Origin of the sequence: Cognatiluteimonas lumbrici, from assembly GCF_006476065.1 — a bacterium.
GTDB classification, from domain to species: domain Bacteria; phylum Pseudomonadota; class Gammaproteobacteria; order Xanthomonadales; family Xanthomonadaceae; genus Cognatiluteimonas; species Cognatiluteimonas lumbrici.
In genome coordinates this window covers 1,545,169-1,561,201 of sequence record NZ_ML636798.1, presented here as the reverse complement: position 1 = coordinate 1,561,201, position 16,033 = coordinate 1,545,169, and the positions used below count along the sequence as shown (strand labels likewise).

General features: G+C 71.8%; 14 protein-coding genes and 1 pseudogene. 7 read left to right on the top strand and 8 right to left on the bottom strand.

The features are described 5' to 3' along the window. Window positions 1-2 precede the first annotated feature (2 nt). Window positions 3-866 carry a polyamine aminopropyltransferase gene (speE, locus tag E4F25_RS07575; protein WP_140909554.1) on the bottom strand — a complete coding sequence of 288 codons (864 nt, stop codon included), beginning with the start codon at window positions 864-866 and terminating at the stop codon, window positions 3-5. A 103-nt stretch (window positions 867-969) separates the two neighbouring features. Here speE and speA point away from each other — a divergent pair, with 103 nt between their 5' ends. Further along, window positions 970-2,865 carry an arginine decarboxylase gene (gene speA, locus E4F25_RS07570; protein WP_140909553.1) on the top strand — a complete coding sequence of 632 codons (1,896 nt, stop codon included), beginning with the start codon at window positions 970-972 and terminating at the stop codon, window positions 2,863-2,865. 129 nt (window positions 2,866-2,994) lie between these two features. Here speA and E4F25_RS07565 read toward each other — a convergent pair whose 3' ends face one another. Genes E4F25_RS07565 through radC form a run of 4 tightly spaced genes read right to left on the bottom strand, consistent with a single transcriptional unit; the run spans window position 2,995 to window position 6,875 of the window. Beyond that, on the bottom strand, window positions 2,995-3,744 hold the full coding sequence (locus E4F25_RS07565) for an SDR family NAD(P)-dependent oxidoreductase (RefSeq protein WP_140909552.1): 750 nt from the start codon (window positions 3,742-3,744) through the stop codon (window positions 2,995-2,997). Beyond that, complete coding sequence (locus E4F25_RS07560) at window positions 3,741-4,433, bottom strand: SPOR domain-containing protein (protein WP_140909551.1); 693 nt, start codon at window positions 4,431-4,433, stop codon at window positions 3,741-3,743. Before E4F25_RS07560 ends, E4F25_RS07565 begins: the two co-directional genes overlap by 4 nt. A gap of 19 nt (window positions 4,434-4,452) precedes the next feature. Further along, on the bottom strand, window positions 4,453-6,153 hold the full coding sequence (gene argS / locus E4F25_RS07555; protein ID WP_140909550.1) for an arginine--tRNA ligase: 1,701 nt from the start codon (window positions 6,151-6,153) through the stop codon (window positions 4,453-4,455). 47 nt (window positions 6,154-6,200) lie between these two features. Next, the gene (radC, locus tag E4F25_RS07550) at window positions 6,201-6,875 is read right to left on the bottom strand and encodes a RadC family protein (protein WP_140909549.1); all 675 of its coding nucleotides are present in this window, start codon (window positions 6,873-6,875) and stop codon (window positions 6,201-6,203) included. A gap of 100 nt (window positions 6,876-6,975) precedes the next feature. Here radC and coaBC point away from each other — a divergent pair. The 3 genes and pseudogenes from coaBC (at window position 6,976) to E4F25_RS07535 (ending at window position 11,064) form a co-directional block, all read left to right on the top strand. Then, window positions 6,976-8,222, top strand: a pseudogene (gene coaBC, locus E4F25_RS07545) (bifunctional phosphopantothenoylcysteine decarboxylase/phosphopantothenate--cysteine ligase CoaBC). Beyond that, the gene (dut, locus tag E4F25_RS07540) at window positions 8,222-8,680 is read left to right on the top strand and encodes a dUTP diphosphatase (protein ID WP_140909548.1); all 459 of its coding nucleotides are present in this window, start codon (window positions 8,222-8,224) and stop codon (window positions 8,678-8,680) included. The pseudogene coaBC and the gene dut overlap by 1 nt, the downstream one beginning before the upstream one ends. 17 nt (window positions 8,681-8,697) lie before the next feature. Continuing rightward, window positions 8,698-11,064, top strand: coding sequence for a phosphomannomutase/phosphoglucomutase (locus E4F25_RS07535; protein ID WP_140909547.1), 2,367 nt, complete (start codon window positions 8,698-8,700; stop codon window positions 11,062-11,064). Here the strand turns inward: E4F25_RS07535 and E4F25_RS07530 are convergent. Both E4F25_RS07530 and pyrE read right to left on the bottom strand, forming a co-directional pair. Continuing rightward, window positions 11,061-11,699 carry a hypothetical protein gene (locus E4F25_RS07530; RefSeq protein WP_140909546.1) on the bottom strand — a complete coding sequence of 213 codons (639 nt, stop codon included), beginning with the start codon at window positions 11,697-11,699 and terminating at the stop codon, window positions 11,061-11,063. The two genes, E4F25_RS07535 and E4F25_RS07530, sit on opposite strands and share 4 nt — an antisense overlap. Then, window positions 11,696-12,376 (bottom strand): orotate phosphoribosyltransferase, encoded by a 681-nt coding sequence (gene pyrE, locus E4F25_RS07525; protein ID WP_140909545.1) that lies wholly within the window; start codon window positions 12,374-12,376, stop codon window positions 11,696-11,698. The genes E4F25_RS07530 and pyrE overlap by 4 nt, the downstream gene beginning before the upstream one ends. 56 nt (window positions 12,377-12,432) lie before the next feature. Here pyrE and E4F25_RS07520 point away from each other — a divergent pair, with 56 nt between their 5' ends. From E4F25_RS07520 to E4F25_RS07510, 3 genes are read left to right on the top strand one after another with little or no spacing between them, the layout of a single operon-like run. Beyond that, complete coding sequence (locus E4F25_RS07520) at window positions 12,433-13,206, top strand: exodeoxyribonuclease III (protein WP_140909544.1); 774 nt, start codon at window positions 12,433-12,435, stop codon at window positions 13,204-13,206. After that, the gene (locus E4F25_RS07515; RefSeq protein ID WP_140909543.1) at window positions 13,203-14,516 is read left to right on the top strand and encodes an AmpG family muropeptide MFS transporter; all 1,314 of its coding nucleotides are present in this window, start codon (window positions 13,203-13,205) and stop codon (window positions 14,514-14,516) included. Before E4F25_RS07520 ends, E4F25_RS07515 begins: the two co-directional genes overlap by 4 nt. Then, complete coding sequence (locus tag E4F25_RS07510) at window positions 14,513-14,785, top strand: hypothetical protein (protein WP_140909542.1); 273 nt, start codon at window positions 14,513-14,515, stop codon at window positions 14,783-14,785. Before E4F25_RS07515 ends, E4F25_RS07510 begins: the two co-directional genes overlap by 4 nt. Before the next feature lie 119 nt (window positions 14,786-14,904). Here the strand turns inward: E4F25_RS07510 and E4F25_RS07505 are convergent, their stop codons facing one another. Then, the gene (locus E4F25_RS07505; protein WP_140909541.1) at window positions 14,905-16,017 is read right to left on the bottom strand and encodes an anhydro-N-acetylmuramic acid kinase; all 1,113 of its coding nucleotides are present in this window, start codon (window positions 16,015-16,017) and stop codon (window positions 14,905-14,907) included. Window positions 16,018-16,033 lie beyond the last annotated feature (16 nt).

Sequence of the window (16,033 nt, the reverse complement as noted above, 5' to 3'; positions counted from 1 at the left end):
TGTCACATTTCCAGTGCGGAAGCGACGAACGGCGGGGTCGCCAGCGCGCCGCGGTGGGTGTCCGCGCTGTAGTAGCGGGTGCCCAGGGCAGCCGCGCGGGCATCGGCTTCGCGGAACTGGAAGCCGCCCCCGCTCCCATGGGCATGCTTGCGGGCCAGGGTGCAGCTCCACCAGCCGGTCGGATAGCAGGGCTGCGGGAACGGCAGGGTCTTGAACGCGCTGAAGCCGGCCTTGGCCATCTCCGCGCGCATCTCGCGGATCAGGTCGAGCAGGGCCAGCGGCGACTCGGACTGCTGCACCAGGATGCCGTCGTCGCGCAGGGCGCGGAAGCACGAGGCGTAGAACGCGCGGTTGAACAGGCCCTCGGCGGGGCCGACCGGGTCGGTGGAGTCCACGATCACCACGTCCAGGCTGGCGGGCGCGCGGTTGGCCATCCAGGCCACTCCGTCGTCGAACAGCAGCGTCGCGCGCGGGTCGGCGTTGGATTCGCACAGCTCGGGAAAGTACTTCTCCGCCATGCGCGTGACCTGCTCGTCGATGTCGCACTGCACCGCCGTGGCGACGCCCGGGTGGCGCAGGACCTCGCGCAGCGTGCCGCAGTCGCCGCCCCCGATGATGGCCACGTCGCGCGGGTTGGCGTGGGTGAACAGCGCCGGGTGCGACATCATCTCGTGGTAGAGGAAGTTGTCGCGCGCGGTCAGCATCATCGCGCCGTCGATCAGCATCAGGTTGCCCCAGTCGGTGGACTCCCAGATCTCGATCTTCTGGAACGGCGACTGCACCTCGTCCAGCTTGCGGGTCACGCGGAAGCCGATGGACGAGCCGGTGGGCTCGAAATGCTCGTGCATCCAGGTCGGGGCGGTCATCGCGGTCTCGCAGGCTGGTGGGTCGATGGGGACCCGCAATTCTAGCGGAGCCATTGACGCCGCAGTGTCTAGAATACGCGCCGTCACCCTCCAAGGACGCGCCATGGCCGCCTGGTCGCCCGACCAAGCCCGCAAGACCTACTCGATCCCGCACTGGTCGGACGGCTACTACGACGTGGCCGGCGGCAAGGTCGTGGTGTGCCCGCGCGGCGCCGGCGGCCCGGAGATCGCGCTGCCGGACGTGGTCGACGCGGCGCTCGCCAAGGGCGCCAAGTTGCCGCTGCTGCTGCGCTTCCCCGACATCCTCGACGACCGCCTGGCGAAGCTGCAGGACGCGTTCGCGCACGCGCAGGGCGAACACGGCTATGCGGGCGGCTACACCGCGGTCTATCCGATCAAGGTCAACCAGCACGCCGGCGTGGCCGGCGTGCTCGCCGCGCACGCCGGCGACGGCTTCGGGCTCGAGGCCGGCAGCAAGCCGGAACTGATGGCGGTGCTGGCGTTGTCGCGCCCGGGCGGGCTGGTGGTGTGCAACGGCTACAAGGACCGAGAGTACATCCGCCTGGCGCTGGTCGGGCGCAAGCTCGGGCTCGAGACCTTCATCGTGGTCGAGAAGCCGTCGGAACTGCCGATGATCCTCGAGGAGGCGGAGAAGCTGGGCGTGGTGCCGGGCATCGGCGTGCGCATGCGGCTTGCCTCGATCAGCGCCGGCAAGTGGCAGAACAGCGGCGGCGACAAGGCCAAGTTCGGGCTCGGCCCGCGCCAGGTGCTGGACCTGTGGAAGACGCTGCGCGACCGCGGCATGGGCGACTGCCTGCAGCTGCTGCACTTCCACATGGGTTCGCAGATCTCCAACGTTCGCGACATCGCCAACGGCGTGCGCGAGGCGGTGCGCTACTTCGTCGAGCTGTCGAAGCTCGGCGCGAAGGTGCGCTGGATGGACGTCGGCGGCGGCCTCGGGGTGGACTACGAGGGCACGCGCTCGCGCAGCTTCAACTCGATCAACTACGGACTGCGCCAGTACGCGTCGACGATCGTGCAGCCGCTGGCCGAAGCCTGCGAGGCGAACGGGCTGCCGCAGCCGCGGCTGGTGACCGAGTGCGGGCGCGCGATGACCGCGCACCACGCGGTGCTGGTGGCCAACGTGGTCGAGGTCGAGGAGGCGCCGGAGGGCCGCGTGCCGGACGTGCACGACGACGAGCCCGCGGTGATCCGCCGCCTGCGCGAGGTCCACGGCGAGCTCGACCGCCGGCCGCCGGTGGAACTGTTCCACGAGGCCCAGCACCATCACGGCGAAGGCCTGTCGTTGTACGCGCTCGGCCAGCTCGACCTGGTCCACCGCGCGCGCCTGGACGACCTGTTCCATGCCATCGCGCACGCGGTGCGCGCGCGCCTGGACTACGCCGAGAAGAGCCACCGCGCGCTGCTCGACGAGCTCAACGAGCGGCTGGTGGACAAGTACTTCGTCAACTTCAGCGTGTTCGAGTCGATCCCGGACGTGTGGGCGATCGAGCAGGTGTTCCCGATCCTGCCGATCCACCGCCTCGACGAGCGCCCGGAACGCCGCGGCGTGATCGGCGACATGACCTGCGACTCCGACGGCAAGGTCAGCCAGTACGTGGTCAACGAGGACATCGACAGCTCGCTGCCGCTGCACCCGCCGCGCCCGGGCGAGAGCTACCGGCTGGGCATCTTCCTGGTCGGCGCGTACCAGGAGATCCTGGGCGACATCCACAACCTGTTCGGCGATACCGACGCGGTCGAGGTGCACCTGTCGGGCGACGGCTACGCGATGAGCCAGCAGCGCCGCGGCGACACCGCCGACGTCATGCTCGACTACGTCGGCTACGATCTCGAACGGCTGCGCGCCAGCTACCGCGCCATGATCGACGCCGCCGACCTCCCCTCCGACGAAGCCGCCACCCTCGCCGCCACCCTCGAAGCCGGCCTCACCGCCTACACCTACCTCGAAGACAACCCCACCGCGCTGCCGCTTTAAAAGCGTTTAGCCACAGATTTCACAGATAAAAAAGGATTGGTTCTTCTTAGCCCCGGCTTTCGCGGGCAACCCCGCTTTCAGCGAACTGAATCCTTTTCAATCTGTGGAATCTGTGGCTAGAAGAATGTGTCAGGAGCGGTGGACGTTGAAGCCGGCGAAGGACTGGGTGGTGGGCATCAGTTCGATGCGGTTGATGTTGAGGTGCGGGGGGAGATTGGCGATCCACCAGATCGTGTCGGCGATGTCCGCCGCGGTCATCGGGTCGGCGCCCGCGTAGAGCGCGTCGGAGGCGGCCTGGTCGCCGTGGGTGCGCACCAGGGTGAACTCGGTCTCGGCCATGCCCGGCTCGACCGCGGTGACGCGCACGCCGGTGCCGTGCAGGTCGGCGCGCAGGTTGAGCGAGAACTGCGAGACGAAGGCCTTGGTGCCGCCGTAGACGTTGCCGCCGGTGTAGGGGTACTTCGCCGCGGTGGAGCTGACGTTGACGATCGCCCCGCGGCGCTCGATGAGCGTCGGCAGCAGCGCGTGCGTGAGCGTCACCAGCGCGGTGACGTTGGTCTCGATCATGGTGCGCCAGTCGTCCAGCGAGGCCTCCTGCGCGGGCCGCGTGCCCAGCGCCAGCCCGGCGTTGTTGACCAGCAGGTCGATGCCGCGGAAGTCATCGGGAAGCGCGTCGAGCGCCGCGCGCATCGCGTCGGCGTCGCGGATGTCGAACGCGGCCGCGTGCACCTTGCCGGGGCCGAGCGCGTCCACCAGCGCCTGCAGCCGTTCCGCGCGCCGGCCGCAGGCGACCACGCGCCAGCCGCCGGCGACGAAGCGCTCCACCGTCGCCCGGCCGAAGCCGGAACTGGCGCCGGTGACGAGCGCGACGCGGCTCATTTCGCGCGGATCGCCATCGCCGGCAGGCCGCCGCCGGTGAGCTTGGCCTTGGCCTCGGCCAGCTCCGACGCGGTGCGGTACGGCCCCATGCGCACCCGGTAGACGGTCTGGCCGCGGACCTCGGCGGGTTCGACCCGCGCGCTCAGCCCGAGCAACGCGATGCGCGCCTTGAGAGATTCGGCGTCCGAGGCCGAGCCGAACGCGCCGGCCTGCAGCACGTAGGGGGTGTCGCCGCCGGGCTCGATCGCGGCCGTCGTGGACGTCGTGGGGGTTGGCGCCGCCGTGGCGGGCTCGGCGGCGTCCTCGTCGCGTGCGGCGGCCGCGGCGTCCTCGCGCGCGCGGCGCTCCTCCTCGGCGCGCGCGGTGGCGGCGAGCTCGGCGTCGGTCATCGCCACCTCGTCGGAGGGCAGCAGCGTGTAGAAGTCGTACTGGGTGGGCTTGGGCGCCGGCAGCGCGGCGTCGTCCCCGGCCGCCGCCTCGTCGCCGGCCTCGCTCGCCGCCGCCGGCCTGGCCTCGGGGTTGGGCGTCGGGCGCAGGAAGCGGTCGCCGTCGTTGCGGCCCTTCAGGTAGGGCAGCGCCAGCACCACCACCACGGTCAGCACGATGCCGAGCACCATCCACGCCCAACCGGGCAGTTTGCCGTTGCCGTTGTTGCGTCGCGCCTGCGACTTGCCGCGTCTTGCTGCCACTGCGTCTTCCCTCGGTTCGTTACATGCGCTCGGGCGCGGACACGCCCAGCAGCGCCAGGCCGTTCGCCAGCACCTGCCCGGTCGCCTCGGCGAGCACGAGCCGGCCGCTGCGCACGGCGTCGTCGTCCACCAGGAACTGGTGGTCGTTGTAGTAGGACTGGAACGCCTGCGCGAGATCGTGAAGATAGGCCGCGACCAGGTGCGGTTCCAGGTGCTCGCCCGCCGACGCGACCACGTCCGGCCAGCGCGACAGCGCGGTCAGCAGCGCATGCGTGGCCCCGTTGTCCAGGTCCAGCGGTTGCGCCAGGCCGGTCGCGCGGTCCCAGGCCAGCGCGCGTTCCTGCAGCTGCCGGAACAGGCCGCGGATGCGCGCGTGCGAGAGCTGCACGTAGTACACCGGGTTGTCCAGCGACTGGCTGCGCGCCAGGTCGATGTCGAAGGTGAGCTGCGAGTCCGGCTTGCGCGCCAGCAGGAACCAGCGGGTCGCGTCGCGGCCCACCTCTTCGATCAGGTCGCGCAGGGTCAGGTAGCTGCCGGCGCGCTTGGACAGCTTCACTTCCTCGCCGCCGCGCACCACGGTGACCATCTGGTGCAGCACGTACTCCGGCCAGCCCTGCGGAATGCCGGCGTCGAGCGCCTGCAGCCCGGCGCGCACGCGCGCGAGCGAGCCGTGGTGGTCGGCGCCGAGCTCGGTGATCGCGCGCTCGTAGCCGCGCTGCCACTTGCTCAGGTGGTAGGCGACGTCCGGCACGAAGTACGTGTACGTGCCGTCGGACTTGCGCATCACGCGGTCCTTGTCGTCGCCGAAGTCGGTGGTGCGCAGCCACAGCGCGCCGCCTTCCTCGTAGGTGTGGCCGTTGGCGACCAGTTCGCGCACGGTCTCCTCGACCTTGCCGTCGGCGTACAGCGAGGACTCCAGGAAATACACGTCGAAGGCGACCCCGTAGGCCGCGAGGTCCTCGTTCTGCTCGCGGCGCAGCCAGGCCACGGCGAAGCGGCGGATCGCGTCGAGGTCCTGCGGATCCGCGGCACCGGTGACGGCGTGGTCCTCGAAGGCGACGGTCTCGCCGCGCAGGTAGGCCTGCGCGACTTCCACGATGTAGTCGCCGCGGTAGCCGTCCTCCGGCCACGACGGATCGTCGGGGGTCTTGCCCAGCGCGCGCGCCTGCACCGACTTCGCGAGGTTGTCGATCTGCGCGCCGGCGTCGTTGTAGTAGTACTCGCGCCTGACGCGCCACCCGTTGGCGTCGAGCACGCGCGCGATGCAGTCGCCGATCACCGCGGCGCGGCCGTGGCCGACGTGCAGCGGCCCGGTCGGGTTGGCGGACACGTACTCGACGCCGGCCACGCGGCCCTGGCCGGAGTCGTTGCGGCCGTAGTCCGCGCCCTGCGCGAGGATGGTGCGCAGCTGGCCCTGCCAGGCGCTTTCGGACAGCCGGAAGTTGAGGAAGCCCGGGCCGGCGATCTCGACCGCGGCGATCGCGTCGCTCGGCGGCAGCGCCGCGACCAGCGCCTGCGCCAGCGCGCGCGGGTTCGACTTCGCCGGCCTGGCCAGCAGCATCGCGGCATTGCTGGAGAAGTCGCCGTGGCTGCGGTCCTTGGGACGCTCGACCACGAACTCCGGGACCTCCAGGCCGGCCGGCAGCGTGCCGTCAGCGCGCAGGGTCTCGATGCCCTGGCCGACGAGGTCGCGGACCAGGGCGCGAAGGGGGGTATTCACAGGGGAATTCGCCGTGTTCAACGGCTGCCGATTGTACGCGACGGCGCTCAGACCCACCCGCGCGCGGCGAGGGAGACGGGGACGCCGTCACCGACGACGAAGTGGTCGAGCAGGCGGATGTCCACCAGCGCCAGCGCCTGCTTCAGGCGCGCGGTCACGGCGCGGTCGGCGGCGCTGGGCTCGGCGCTGCCGCTGGGGTGGTTGTGGCCGACGATGACCGCGGCGGCGTTGTGCACCAGCGCGCGCCGGACGACCTCGCGCGGGTGCACCTCGGCGCCGTCCACCGTGCCCCGGAACAGCTCCTCGAAACCGAGCGCGCGGTGGCGGGTGTCGAGGAACAGGACCGCGAAGACCTCGTTGGGGTGGCCGCGCAGGCGCTGGGCGAAATAGCGGCCGGCGGCGGGCGGGTCGGTCAGCGCCTCGCCGCGCTCGAGCCCGGCAGCGAGGAAGCGGTCGCACAGCTCCAGCGCCGCCAGCAGCTGGCAGGCCCGTGCCTGGCCCAGGCCGGGCAGGGCCGCCAGTTCCGTCGGCGTGCGTTCCAGCAGGCGGCGCAGCGGGCCGTGCGCCGCGAGCAGGGCGCGCGCGGTACTGACCGCGTCGCGCCCGCGGGTCCCGGAGCCGAGGAAGATCGCGAGCAGCTCGGCGTCGGAGAGCACCCCGGCGCCGCGGGCGGTCATCTTCTCGCGCGGGCGCTCGTTCGCTGGCCAGTCGCTGATCTGCATGCCGGACAGGATCGGCTGGCGCCGCCGCGGCCGCCGTCGGGCCTTGCACGGGGCTTCGGGTAAGCTAGGCCGCGACTGGATGTAGGGAACTTCCGGCACCATGAACGCAGGCACCGACGGCACCGGGGACGGCTTCGCGAAGCGACGCGTGCTGCTGTGCGTGTGCGGCGGCATCGCGGCCTACAAGGCGGTCGAGCTGGTGCGCCGGCTGCGCGACGCCGGGGCCGAGGTGCAGGTGGCGATGACCGCCTCGGCGCAACGCTTCGTGGATGCCCAGAGCTTCCAGGCGGTCTCGCACCGCACGGTCCGGCATTCGCTGTGGGACGCGGCGGCGGAGGCGGCCATGGGCCATCTCGAACTGGCGCGCTGGGCCGACCTGGTCATCGTCGCGCCGGCCACCGCCAACACCATCGCCAAGCTCGCCCACGGCCTGGCCGACGACCTCGTCAGCACCGTCTGCCTGGCCACCGACGCCCCGCTGGCGGTCGCGCCGGCGATGAACCACCGCATGTGGCTGCACCCGGCGACCCAGGCGAACATCGAGACCCTGCGCGCTCGCGGCGTGCAGATCCTCGGCCCCGACACCGGCCTGCTGGCGGAGGGCGAGTGCGGCCCCGGGCGCCTGCGCGAACCGGAAGCGATCGTGGCCGACCTCGCCGGCCGGCTGGCGGCCCCGGCGCGGTGAGCACGCTGCTTGCCGGCCGCCGCGTGGTGGTCAGCGCCGGCCCGACCTTCGAGGACATCGACCCGGTGCGCTTCATCGGCAACCGCAGCAGCGGGCGCATGGGTTTCGCGGTCGCCGCGGCTGCCGCGGCCGCCGGCGCGGAAGTGGTGCTGGTGGCCGGCCCGGTGCACCTGGAGACGCCCGCCGGGGTGGAGCGCGTGGACATCCGTTCGGCGGCGCAGCTGCGCGACGCCGTGCTGGCGGCACTGCCCGCGGATGTCTATGTCGGCGCCGCCGCGGTAGCCGACTGGACCCCGCGCGACACCGCTGGCCACAAGCTCAAGAAGCAGCCGGGCGTGGAGCGCATGACGCTGGAACTGGTGCGAACACCGGACGTGCTCGCCGCGGTCGCCGCGCACCGGCTGCGCCCGCGCCTGGTGGTGGGCTTCGCCGCGGAGACCGAGGACCTGGTCGCGAACGCGCGCGCCAAGCTGGCCGCCAAGCGCGTGGACCTGGTCGCCGCCAACCGCGTCGGCGTGCCCGGAAGCGGCTTCGAAGCCGAGACCAACGCGCTCACCGTGGTCGGCGAGGGCTTCGAGCGCGCACTCGGCCCCGCCCCCAAGGCCGCGCTTGCGGATACGCTCATCGAACTGATTGCCGAACGGATCGCCGGACGCTCGTGATGCAGAAAACGCTGCAGGTCAAATTGCTCGATCCACGCTGGGGCACCGAGTGGCCGCTGCCGGAGTACGCGACCGAGGCCAGCGCCGCGCTCGACCTGCGCGCCGCGCTCGACGCCGACCTCGAGCTCGCGCCCGGCGACGCCGCCCTGGTGCCGACGGGTCTGGCGATCCACCTCGCCGACCCGGCGTTGTGCGCCCTGGTGCTGCCGCGCTCCGGCCTCGGCCACCGCCACGGCATCGTCATGGGCAATGGCACCGGCCTGATCGACGCGGACTACCAGGGCCCGCTGATGGTGAGCACCTGGAACCGCGGCAATGCGGCGTTCACCATCGCGCCCGGCGACCGCATCGCGCAGCTGCTTGTCCTGCCGATCGTGCGCGCAACGTTGCAGGTGGTGGATACTTTCCCGGAAAGCGCGCGCGGTGCCGGCGGTTTCGGCCACACCGGCGTGCGTTGATCCACGAGGACTCGGCGATGACGGCAGCAAAACCCCGACTCAAGCTCTCCGCCGCGCAGCTGCGCCCGTTGCTGCCGCTGGTCGCGGCGGTGACGCTGCTGGCTGCCGCGTGGCTGGCCTGGACCGGCTGGCAGCAGGCCCGCGACGCCGACCGCGCGCAGGCGCTCGAGCGTTCGCGCGACCTGGCCGCGCAGTCCACCGCGCGCATGCTGTCGCAGCAGCGGCAGAAGCTCGACGAGCGGCTGGCCTCCGCGGACGTGCAGGCAGCCCTCGCGGCGGGCGACACCGGAACGGCGGAAGCGCGCCTGCGCGAGGACTGGCCGCGGCTCGAGCAGGCGAGCATCCTGCCGGCCGACCTCGATCCGGCCTACGCCGGGCTCGACGAGGGCGGCTTCGGCCGCCTCGCGGTGATGGAGGCGGCGCTTGCCGAAGGTGGTGCCGCGGCGCGCGTGGTGAAGGACGACGGCCTGCACCTGGCCCTGGCGGCGCCGGCGCAGGTCGGCGAACAACTGGTCGGCGTGGCCTACCTGCTGCTGCCGCTGGACCTGGTCACGGTCGCGCTGCAGGCCTCCGACGCCGCGGGCGAGGGCTACCTCGCGCTGCGCCAGGGCAGCTACACGGTGATCGAGCGCGGCGATCCGGCGCTCGCACAGACCGCCGAGGCGATGTCGGTGACCGTCGGCGACAGCGGCCTGCGGGTGGCGGCCTCGCTGCCGGACGAGACCGCCGGCGTATTCGGGCTGGGCGCGCAGGCCTCGTTCATCGGCGCCGGCGTGCTGGCGCTGCTCGCGGTGCTGGCGATCGTGGTCGTGCGCCGCAAGCCGGCCACCGAAGAGGAAGCCGTGGAACCGGAGCAGCCGCGCACGCTGCAGGAAGCGCTGGCCCAGCCCGCGGCGGTCGACGCCCCGGCCGCGACCGCGGAAGCACCCGTAGTGCCCGGGGCCGTGGCCGCGACCGCGGCCGGCCCCGCGGAGGATGCGGCGGTGGCCACGCCCGTGGCCGGACCGAAGGTGGATCCCGGCATCTTCCGCGCCTACGACGTGCGCGGCGTGGTCGGCAAGACCCTCGACATCGGCGTCGCCGAGCTGCTCGGCCAGGCCGTCGGCACGCTGATGCACGAGCAGGGCGCCACCGACATCCTGGTCGGCCGCGACGGGCGCCTGTCCGGCCCTGACATGGTCGCCGGGCTGACCGAGGGCCTGCGCAAGGCCGGCCGCAACGTCATCGACATCGGCATGGTGCCGACGCCCGTGCTGTACTTCGGTACCTACGAACTGCGCACCGGCTGCGGCATCGCCGTCACCGGCAGCCACAACCCGCCGGACTACAACGGCTTCAAGATCATGGTCGGCGGCACCACGCTGTCGGGCGACGAGATCACCGGCCTGTACGAGCGCATCCGCGACGGCCGCCTGCACACCGCCGAAGCACGCGGCACGCTGTCGCAGCGCGACATCGCCGACGACTACGTGGCGCGCATCGCCACCGACGTGCAGCTCGACCGCCGCATCAAGGTGGTGGTGGACGCCGGCAACGGCGTCGCCGGGGAGATCGGCCCGAAGGTGCTCAAGGCGATCGGCGCCGACGTGGTCCCGCTCTACTGCGAGATCGACGGCACCTTCCCGAACCACCATCCGGACCCGAGCGAGCCGCACAACCTCCAGGACCTGATCGAGGTCGTCGCGCGCGAGGGCGCGGAACTGGGCATCGCCTTCGACGGCGACGGCGATCGCCTCGGGGTGGTGACGCCCAGCGGCGCCAACATCTTCCCCGACCGCCTGCTGATGCTGTTCGCGGCCGACGTGCTCGAGCGCAACCCGGGCGCGGTGATCGTCTACGACGTGAAGTGCAGCGGCAAGCTGCAGGGCCACATCCTGCGCCACGGCGGCAGCCCGCTGATGTGGAAGACCGGGCATTCGCTGATCAAGTCGAAGATGCGCGAGGTCGAGGCCGAACTCGCCGGCGAGATGAGCGGCCACTTCTTCTTCGCCGAGCGCTGGTACGGGTTCGACGACGGCATCTACTCGGCCGCGCGGCTGCTGGAGATCGTGGCCGGCCGCACCGAGTCGCCGGGCGAGCTGCTCGAGGCGCTGCCCGCGGGCGTGTCCACGCCGGAGATCAAGGTGGATGCCCCCGGCGGCGACCCGCACGCCTTGGTCGAGCGCTTCCGCACCGCGGCCAGCTTCGAGGGCGCGCGCGCCTCGACCATCGACGGCCTGCGCGTGGACTGGCCGGACGGCTGGGGCCTGGTGCGCGCCTCCAACACCACGCCGGTGCTGGTGATGCGCTTCGACGCGGACACGCAGGAAGCGCTGGAGCGGATCCAGGGCCAGTTCCGCGAGCAGCTGCTCGCCCTCGAGCCCTCGCTGCCGCTTCCGTTCTAGGGCGCCAGTTCCGCGGCGTCGGGATTCTTCATCGCACGGTAGCGGGCGACGGCGTCGGCCAGCTCCAGCTCGAGCGCGGCGCGCTCGGCGCGCTGGTCGGCGAGGATCCGCTGCTGCTTCTGCAGTTCGGCGTGGCGCGCGCGCAGCCCGGAGAGCAGCTTGTCCGGCACCGGCTTGCCCTCCAGTTCCAGCGCGTTGGCCTGGTCGAGCAGCGTCACCAGGCTGCGCCGCAGCGCCGCCTCGCCCAGCAGCGAGGCCTTGATGCCCTCGTCCACCAGCACGGTGCGCTCGCCGTAGGCGCGGCGCAGCTGGTCCTCGCTCGCGTACGACTCGACCATCGCCAGGTCGCGCCGCTTGCGCTCCGCCTCCGCGGCGGCCTCGGCCGCGGCAGCCGCGGCAGCCGCGTCCGCCTGCGCGCGTTCCTCCGCGGTCAGCGCGCGTTCCACCTCGGCTTCCTTGCGCCCGCTGCGCGCGTCGATCTCGGTGCGCGCGAGGTCGGTGGCGCCCGGCGGCAGCGTGTCGCCGCAGATGCGGTTGCCGTCGGCGTCGTCCCAGCAATACAGCTTCTTCTGCTGCGCCTGCGCGCCGGCGGCGAACGCCAGCAGCGACAGCGCGATCGCCATGCGCTTGATCATCCTGCAGCCCCTGTCCTGCAACCAAACCGCGCGCGGTAGTCGAGCAGCCGCTCGCGTTGGCCGACAAGTTCGCCGCTTTCGCCCGCGAACGCAAGCAGGTCGTCCAGCCCGGCGACCGCGACCACCGCGATGCCCGCGTCCTCGGCCAGCGCCTGCGTGGCCGAGCGCGGGTCGCCTTCGGCCACCGCCTCCTGGCGGTCGAGCGCGATCGCCAGCGCGGCCACGCTGCCGCCGGCGGCGGTGATGGTGGCCAGCGCCTCGCGCACCGCGGTGCCGGCGGTGACCACGTCGTCCACGACCAGCACCCGGCGCCCGGCCAGCGGCGCCCCGATCAGGCTGCCGCCCTCGCCGTGGGCCTTGGCTTCCTTGCGGTTGAACGCCACCGGCAGGTCGCGGCCGCGGCGCGCGTACTCGCAGGCCAGCGCCGTGGCCAGCGGGATGCCCTTGTAGGCGGGCCCGAACAGGAGGTCGAAGCCGATGCCGGCGGCGTCGATGGCATCGGCGTAGCAGCCGGCCAGGGTGGCCAGCGCGGCGCCCGAGTCGAAGCGGCCGGCATTGAAGAAGTACGGGCTGTTGCGGCCCGACTTCAACGTGAATTCGCCGAAGCGCAGGGCCTCGACGCGCAGGGCGAGCTCCAGGAACCGGCGGCGATGCTCGAGGGCGCTCTTGTCGGGCATGGGCGCCATTCTCCCACGCATTGCTATGATCCCCGCAACCCGGATCCGGACGTCGCATGCGCATCACCAGCTTCAACGCGAACGGCCTGCGCTCGGCCGCGAGCAAGGGCTTCTTCGACTGGTTCCGCGGGCAGGATGTCGACGTGCTCGCGGTCCAGGAGACCAAGGCGCAGGAGCACCAGCTTGCCGGTCCCGAGTTCCTTCCCGACGGGTACAAGGCCTGGTTCCGCGACGCCACGACGAAGAAGGGCTACAGCGGCGTCGCCATCTATTCGAAGCGCGAACCGGACGAGATCCGCACCGCGCTCGGCTGGGACGCGTTCGACGAGGAGGGGCGCTACATCGAGGCGCGCTTCGGCAACCTCAGCGTGGTCTCGTTCTACATCCCCTCCGGTTCCTCCGGCGAGTTGCGCCAGGGCTTCAAGTTCGAGGTCATGGAGTGGCTGCGGCCGATCCTCGACCAGTGGCTGGCCAGCGGCCGCGACTTCGTGCTCTGCGGCGACTGGAACATCGTCCGCAGCGAGCTCGACATCCGCAACTGGAAGTCGAACCAGAAGAACTCCGGCTGCCTGCCGCCCGAGCGCGAGTGGCTCAACGGCCTGTGCTTCGACACCCATGGCTGGGTGGATACGTACCGCGCGCTGAACCCCGAGGGCCAGGACTACACCTGGTGGAGCAACCGCGGCGCCGCGCGCGCCAAGAACGTCGGCTGGCGCATCGACTACCAGTTCGTGACCCCGTCGCTGCGCGAGCGCCTGCGCGGCTGCTCGATCGCGCCGACGCCGCGCTTCTCCGACCACGCGCCGTACACCGTGGACTACGCCCTGTGAGCGCGACCAACGAAGGCGCGGTGTCGTACAAGGGCTGGTCCGGGATCAAGCGCGCGTTCGCCACGCCGTCGGCGTTCACGCTGCTGGTGTTCGGGTTCGGCTCCGGCCTGCCGTTCCTGCTGATCGCCTCGATGACGCTGTCCACGCGGCTGCGCGACGTCGGCCTGGACCTGGGCAGCATCGGCCTGATCAGCCTGGCCAGCTTCTTCTACCTGCTCAAGTTCCTGTGGGCGCCGCTGATCGACCGCTTCCCGTTCCCGCTGACCGCGTTCCTCGGACGCCGGCGCTCGTGGCTGCTGGTGTCGCAGCTGCTGGTCGGCGCCAGCCTGGCTGCGCTGGCGCTCACGCGTCCGGAGATGGACGTCACCGCGCTGGTCTGCTGGGTGCTGGTGGGTTCGTTTGCCGGCGCGACCCAGGACTCGGTGGTGGACGCGTACCGCATCGAGGTCGCACCGGCCTCTGCGCAGGCGGCGCTGGCGGCGACCTACACCCTGGGTTACCGCTTCGGCCTGATCGTCGGCGGCGCCGGCGCGCTGTACATCGCCGAGTTCCAGGGCTGGCGGCCGTCCTACCTGTGGATGGCGGCACTGATGCTGATCCCGGTGGCGGCAACGCTGCTGGCCAGGGAGCCGGAGGCGCGGGCGGCGACGGTCGAGCGCCGGATCGATTTCCTCGGCGCCTTCTGGCAGCCCTTCGCCAGCTACTTCCGCAACAACGGGGTGGCGCTCGGGCTGGTGCTGCTGCTGTTCGTCGGCCTGTTCAAGTTCCCGGACCAGGTGATCGGGGTGATGGCCGGGCCGTTCTACCTCGACTCGGGCTTCAGCAAGGCCGACATCGCCACCGTGTCGAAGGTCTACGGCATCTGGATGGGCATCGCCGGCGCGTTCCTGGGTGGTGTCGCGGTGGCCGCGTTCGGCGTGCGCCGGATGCTGCTGGTCGCGGCCCTGGGCGTTGCGCTGTCCAACCTGGCGTTCCTGCTGATGGCCTGGAACCCGGGCCAGCTCTGGGCGTTCTACGCCGCGATCAGTGCCGACAACCTGTTCCTCGGCTTCGCCGGGGTGGTGCTGATCGCATTCATGTCCGCGCTGACCGACCGCAACTTCACCGCCACCCAGTTCGCGCTGCTGGTCTCGCTGGCGAACCTGCCGGGCAAGTTCGCGGGCGGCGTGTCGGGGTATTTCGTCGAGGCCACCTCCTATGCGACCTTCTTCACCCTGAGCGCGCTGACAGTGGTGCCCACCCTGCTGTTGCTGGCATGGTTGTGGGGCCGCGTCCGCGTCGACGACGCGGCGGGAGGGGAAGCACGATGACCGCAACGACGCTGGAAGGGCTGGACCCGGTGGTCGCCGGGCGCCTGCAGCGGCTGGCGCAGGTGCGCGGCCTGTCGCCGGAGCAGGTGCTGGTGGAGGCGATCGAGCGCGGACTGCTCGCGCTCGAGACCGAGTCCGCGGCCAAGCTGGAGGCCGACGAGGCCGACGTCCTCAAGGAAGCCATCGCCGCCCTCGAGCAGATCCCCGACTCCGCCTTCGCCGCCATCGGCAAGGCCGGCCCTCCTCCTCCGGGGGAAGATGACGTTTAGCCACAGATTCCACAGATTGAAAAGGATTGGCTGCGCGGAGTCTTCGCTTTCCCGCTGAAGCTCGGACGCCGCAGAACAAATCCTTTTTTATCTGTGAAATCTGTGGCTGAAAAGCTCTTTCAGGCGGGGTGGATGGCGCCGAGGATGCGGGGGCCGGTGGCGCCGGTGACGGCGGGGAGGTTGCCGGGGCGTCCGGCCAGGGTTTCGCGCGCCAGCCAGGCGAAGCCCATCGCTTCCACGAAGTCCGGGTCTACGCCGTGCGCGGCCGTGGATTCGACCTGCACGCCAGACAGGCGCGCGGCGATGCGCTGCATCAGCAGCGGGTTATGCACGCCGCCGCCGCAGGCGAGCAGGCGGCGGGTGCCGGGTTGCTGCGCCAGCAACGCCGCGGCGGCGCTGGCCGCGGTCAACTCGAGAAGCGTGCGCTGCACATCGGCGGCGGCCTCGTCGCCGGAGAGGCGTCTCGCCAGCCAGCCGAGGTGGAACTGCTCGCGGCCGCTGCTCTTGGGCGGCGGCATCGCGAACCACGGTTCATCCAGCAGGCGCCGCAGCAGCGCCTCGTCCACGCGCCCGCTCGCGGCCCAGCGGCCGTCGGCGTCGTAGCACTCGCCGGTGTGGCGCTCGCACCACGCGTCCAGCAGCGCGTTCGCGGGGCCGCAGTCGAAGCCGCGCACGCTGCCGGCGGGTGCCGGCAGCAAGGTCAGGTTGGCGATGCCGCCCAGGTTGAGCACCGCACGCGGCTCGTCGCCGTTGGCCAGCAGCGCGGCGTGCAGCGCCGGCAGCAGCGGCGCGCCGTGGCCGCCGGCGGCGATGTCGCGGCTGCGCAGGTCGGACACGGTGGTGATCCCGGTCAGTTCGGCGATGCGGCTGCCGTTGCCGATCTGCATCGTGAACGGGTACGTCGCGTGCGGGCGGTGGCGCACGGTCTGGCCGTGCGAGCCGATGGCCGCGACCCGGGACGCGGCGACGCCGGCCCCGCGCAGCAGCGCGTTGGCGGCCTCGGCGAAGGCGATGGCGACGCGCGCGTCGAGCTCGCCGAGCTCGTCCAGCGAACCGGGCTCGCCGCCCTGCCCGAGGGCGACCAGGGTCGCGCGCAGGTCGGGGTCCCAGGGGAAGGTGCGGCCGGCGAGCAGGCGGCAGCGGCTGCGGTCGGTGTCGTCCAGCTCGACCAGCGCGGCGTCTATGCCGTCGGCGCTGGTGCCCGAGATCAGCCCGAGGAAGAGGGTTGGCATGCCGGGAGGATACCCA

What these genes read in the sequence shown, in the direction of transcription:
- E4F25_RS07520 (WP_140909544.1), top strand. Translation starts at nt 12,433, where the DNA reads ATGCGCATCACCAGCTTCAACGCGAACGGCCTGCGCTCGGCCGCGAGC.
- E4F25_RS07530 (WP_140909546.1), bottom strand. Translation starts at nt 11,699, where the DNA reads ATGATCAAGCGCATGGCGATCGCGCTGTCGCTGCTGGCGTTCGCCGCC.
- speA (WP_140909553.1), top strand. Translation starts at nt 970, where the DNA reads ATGGCCGCCTGGTCGCCCGACCAAGCCCGCAAGACCTACTCGATCCCG.
- pyrE (WP_140909545.1), bottom strand. Translation starts at nt 12,376, where the DNA reads ATGCCCGACAAGAGCGCCCTCGAGCATCGCCGCCGGTTCCTGGAGCTC.
- radC (WP_140909549.1), bottom strand. Translation starts at nt 6,875, where the DNA reads ATGCAGATCAGCGACTGGCCAGCGAACGAGCGCCCGCGCGAGAAGATG.
- speE (WP_140909554.1), bottom strand. Translation starts at nt 866, where the DNA reads ATGACCGCCCCGACCTGGATGCACGAGCATTTCGAGCCCACCGGCTCG.
- E4F25_RS07535 (WP_140909547.1), top strand. Translation starts at nt 8,698, where the DNA reads ATGACGGCAGCAAAACCCCGACTCAAGCTCTCCGCCGCGCAGCTGCGC.
- E4F25_RS07505 (WP_140909541.1), bottom strand. Translation starts at nt 16,017, where the DNA reads ATGCCAACCCTCTTCCTCGGGCTGATCTCGGGCACCAGCGCCGACGGC.
- E4F25_RS07510 (WP_140909542.1), top strand. Translation starts at nt 14,513, where the DNA reads ATGACCGCAACGACGCTGGAAGGGCTGGACCCGGTGGTCGCCGGGCGC.
- dut (WP_140909548.1), top strand. Translation starts at nt 8,222, where the DNA reads ATGCAGAAAACGCTGCAGGTCAAATTGCTCGATCCACGCTGGGGCACC.
- E4F25_RS07565 (WP_140909552.1), bottom strand. Translation starts at nt 3,744, where the DNA reads ATGAGCCGCGTCGCGCTCGTCACCGGCGCCAGTTCCGGCTTCGGCCGG.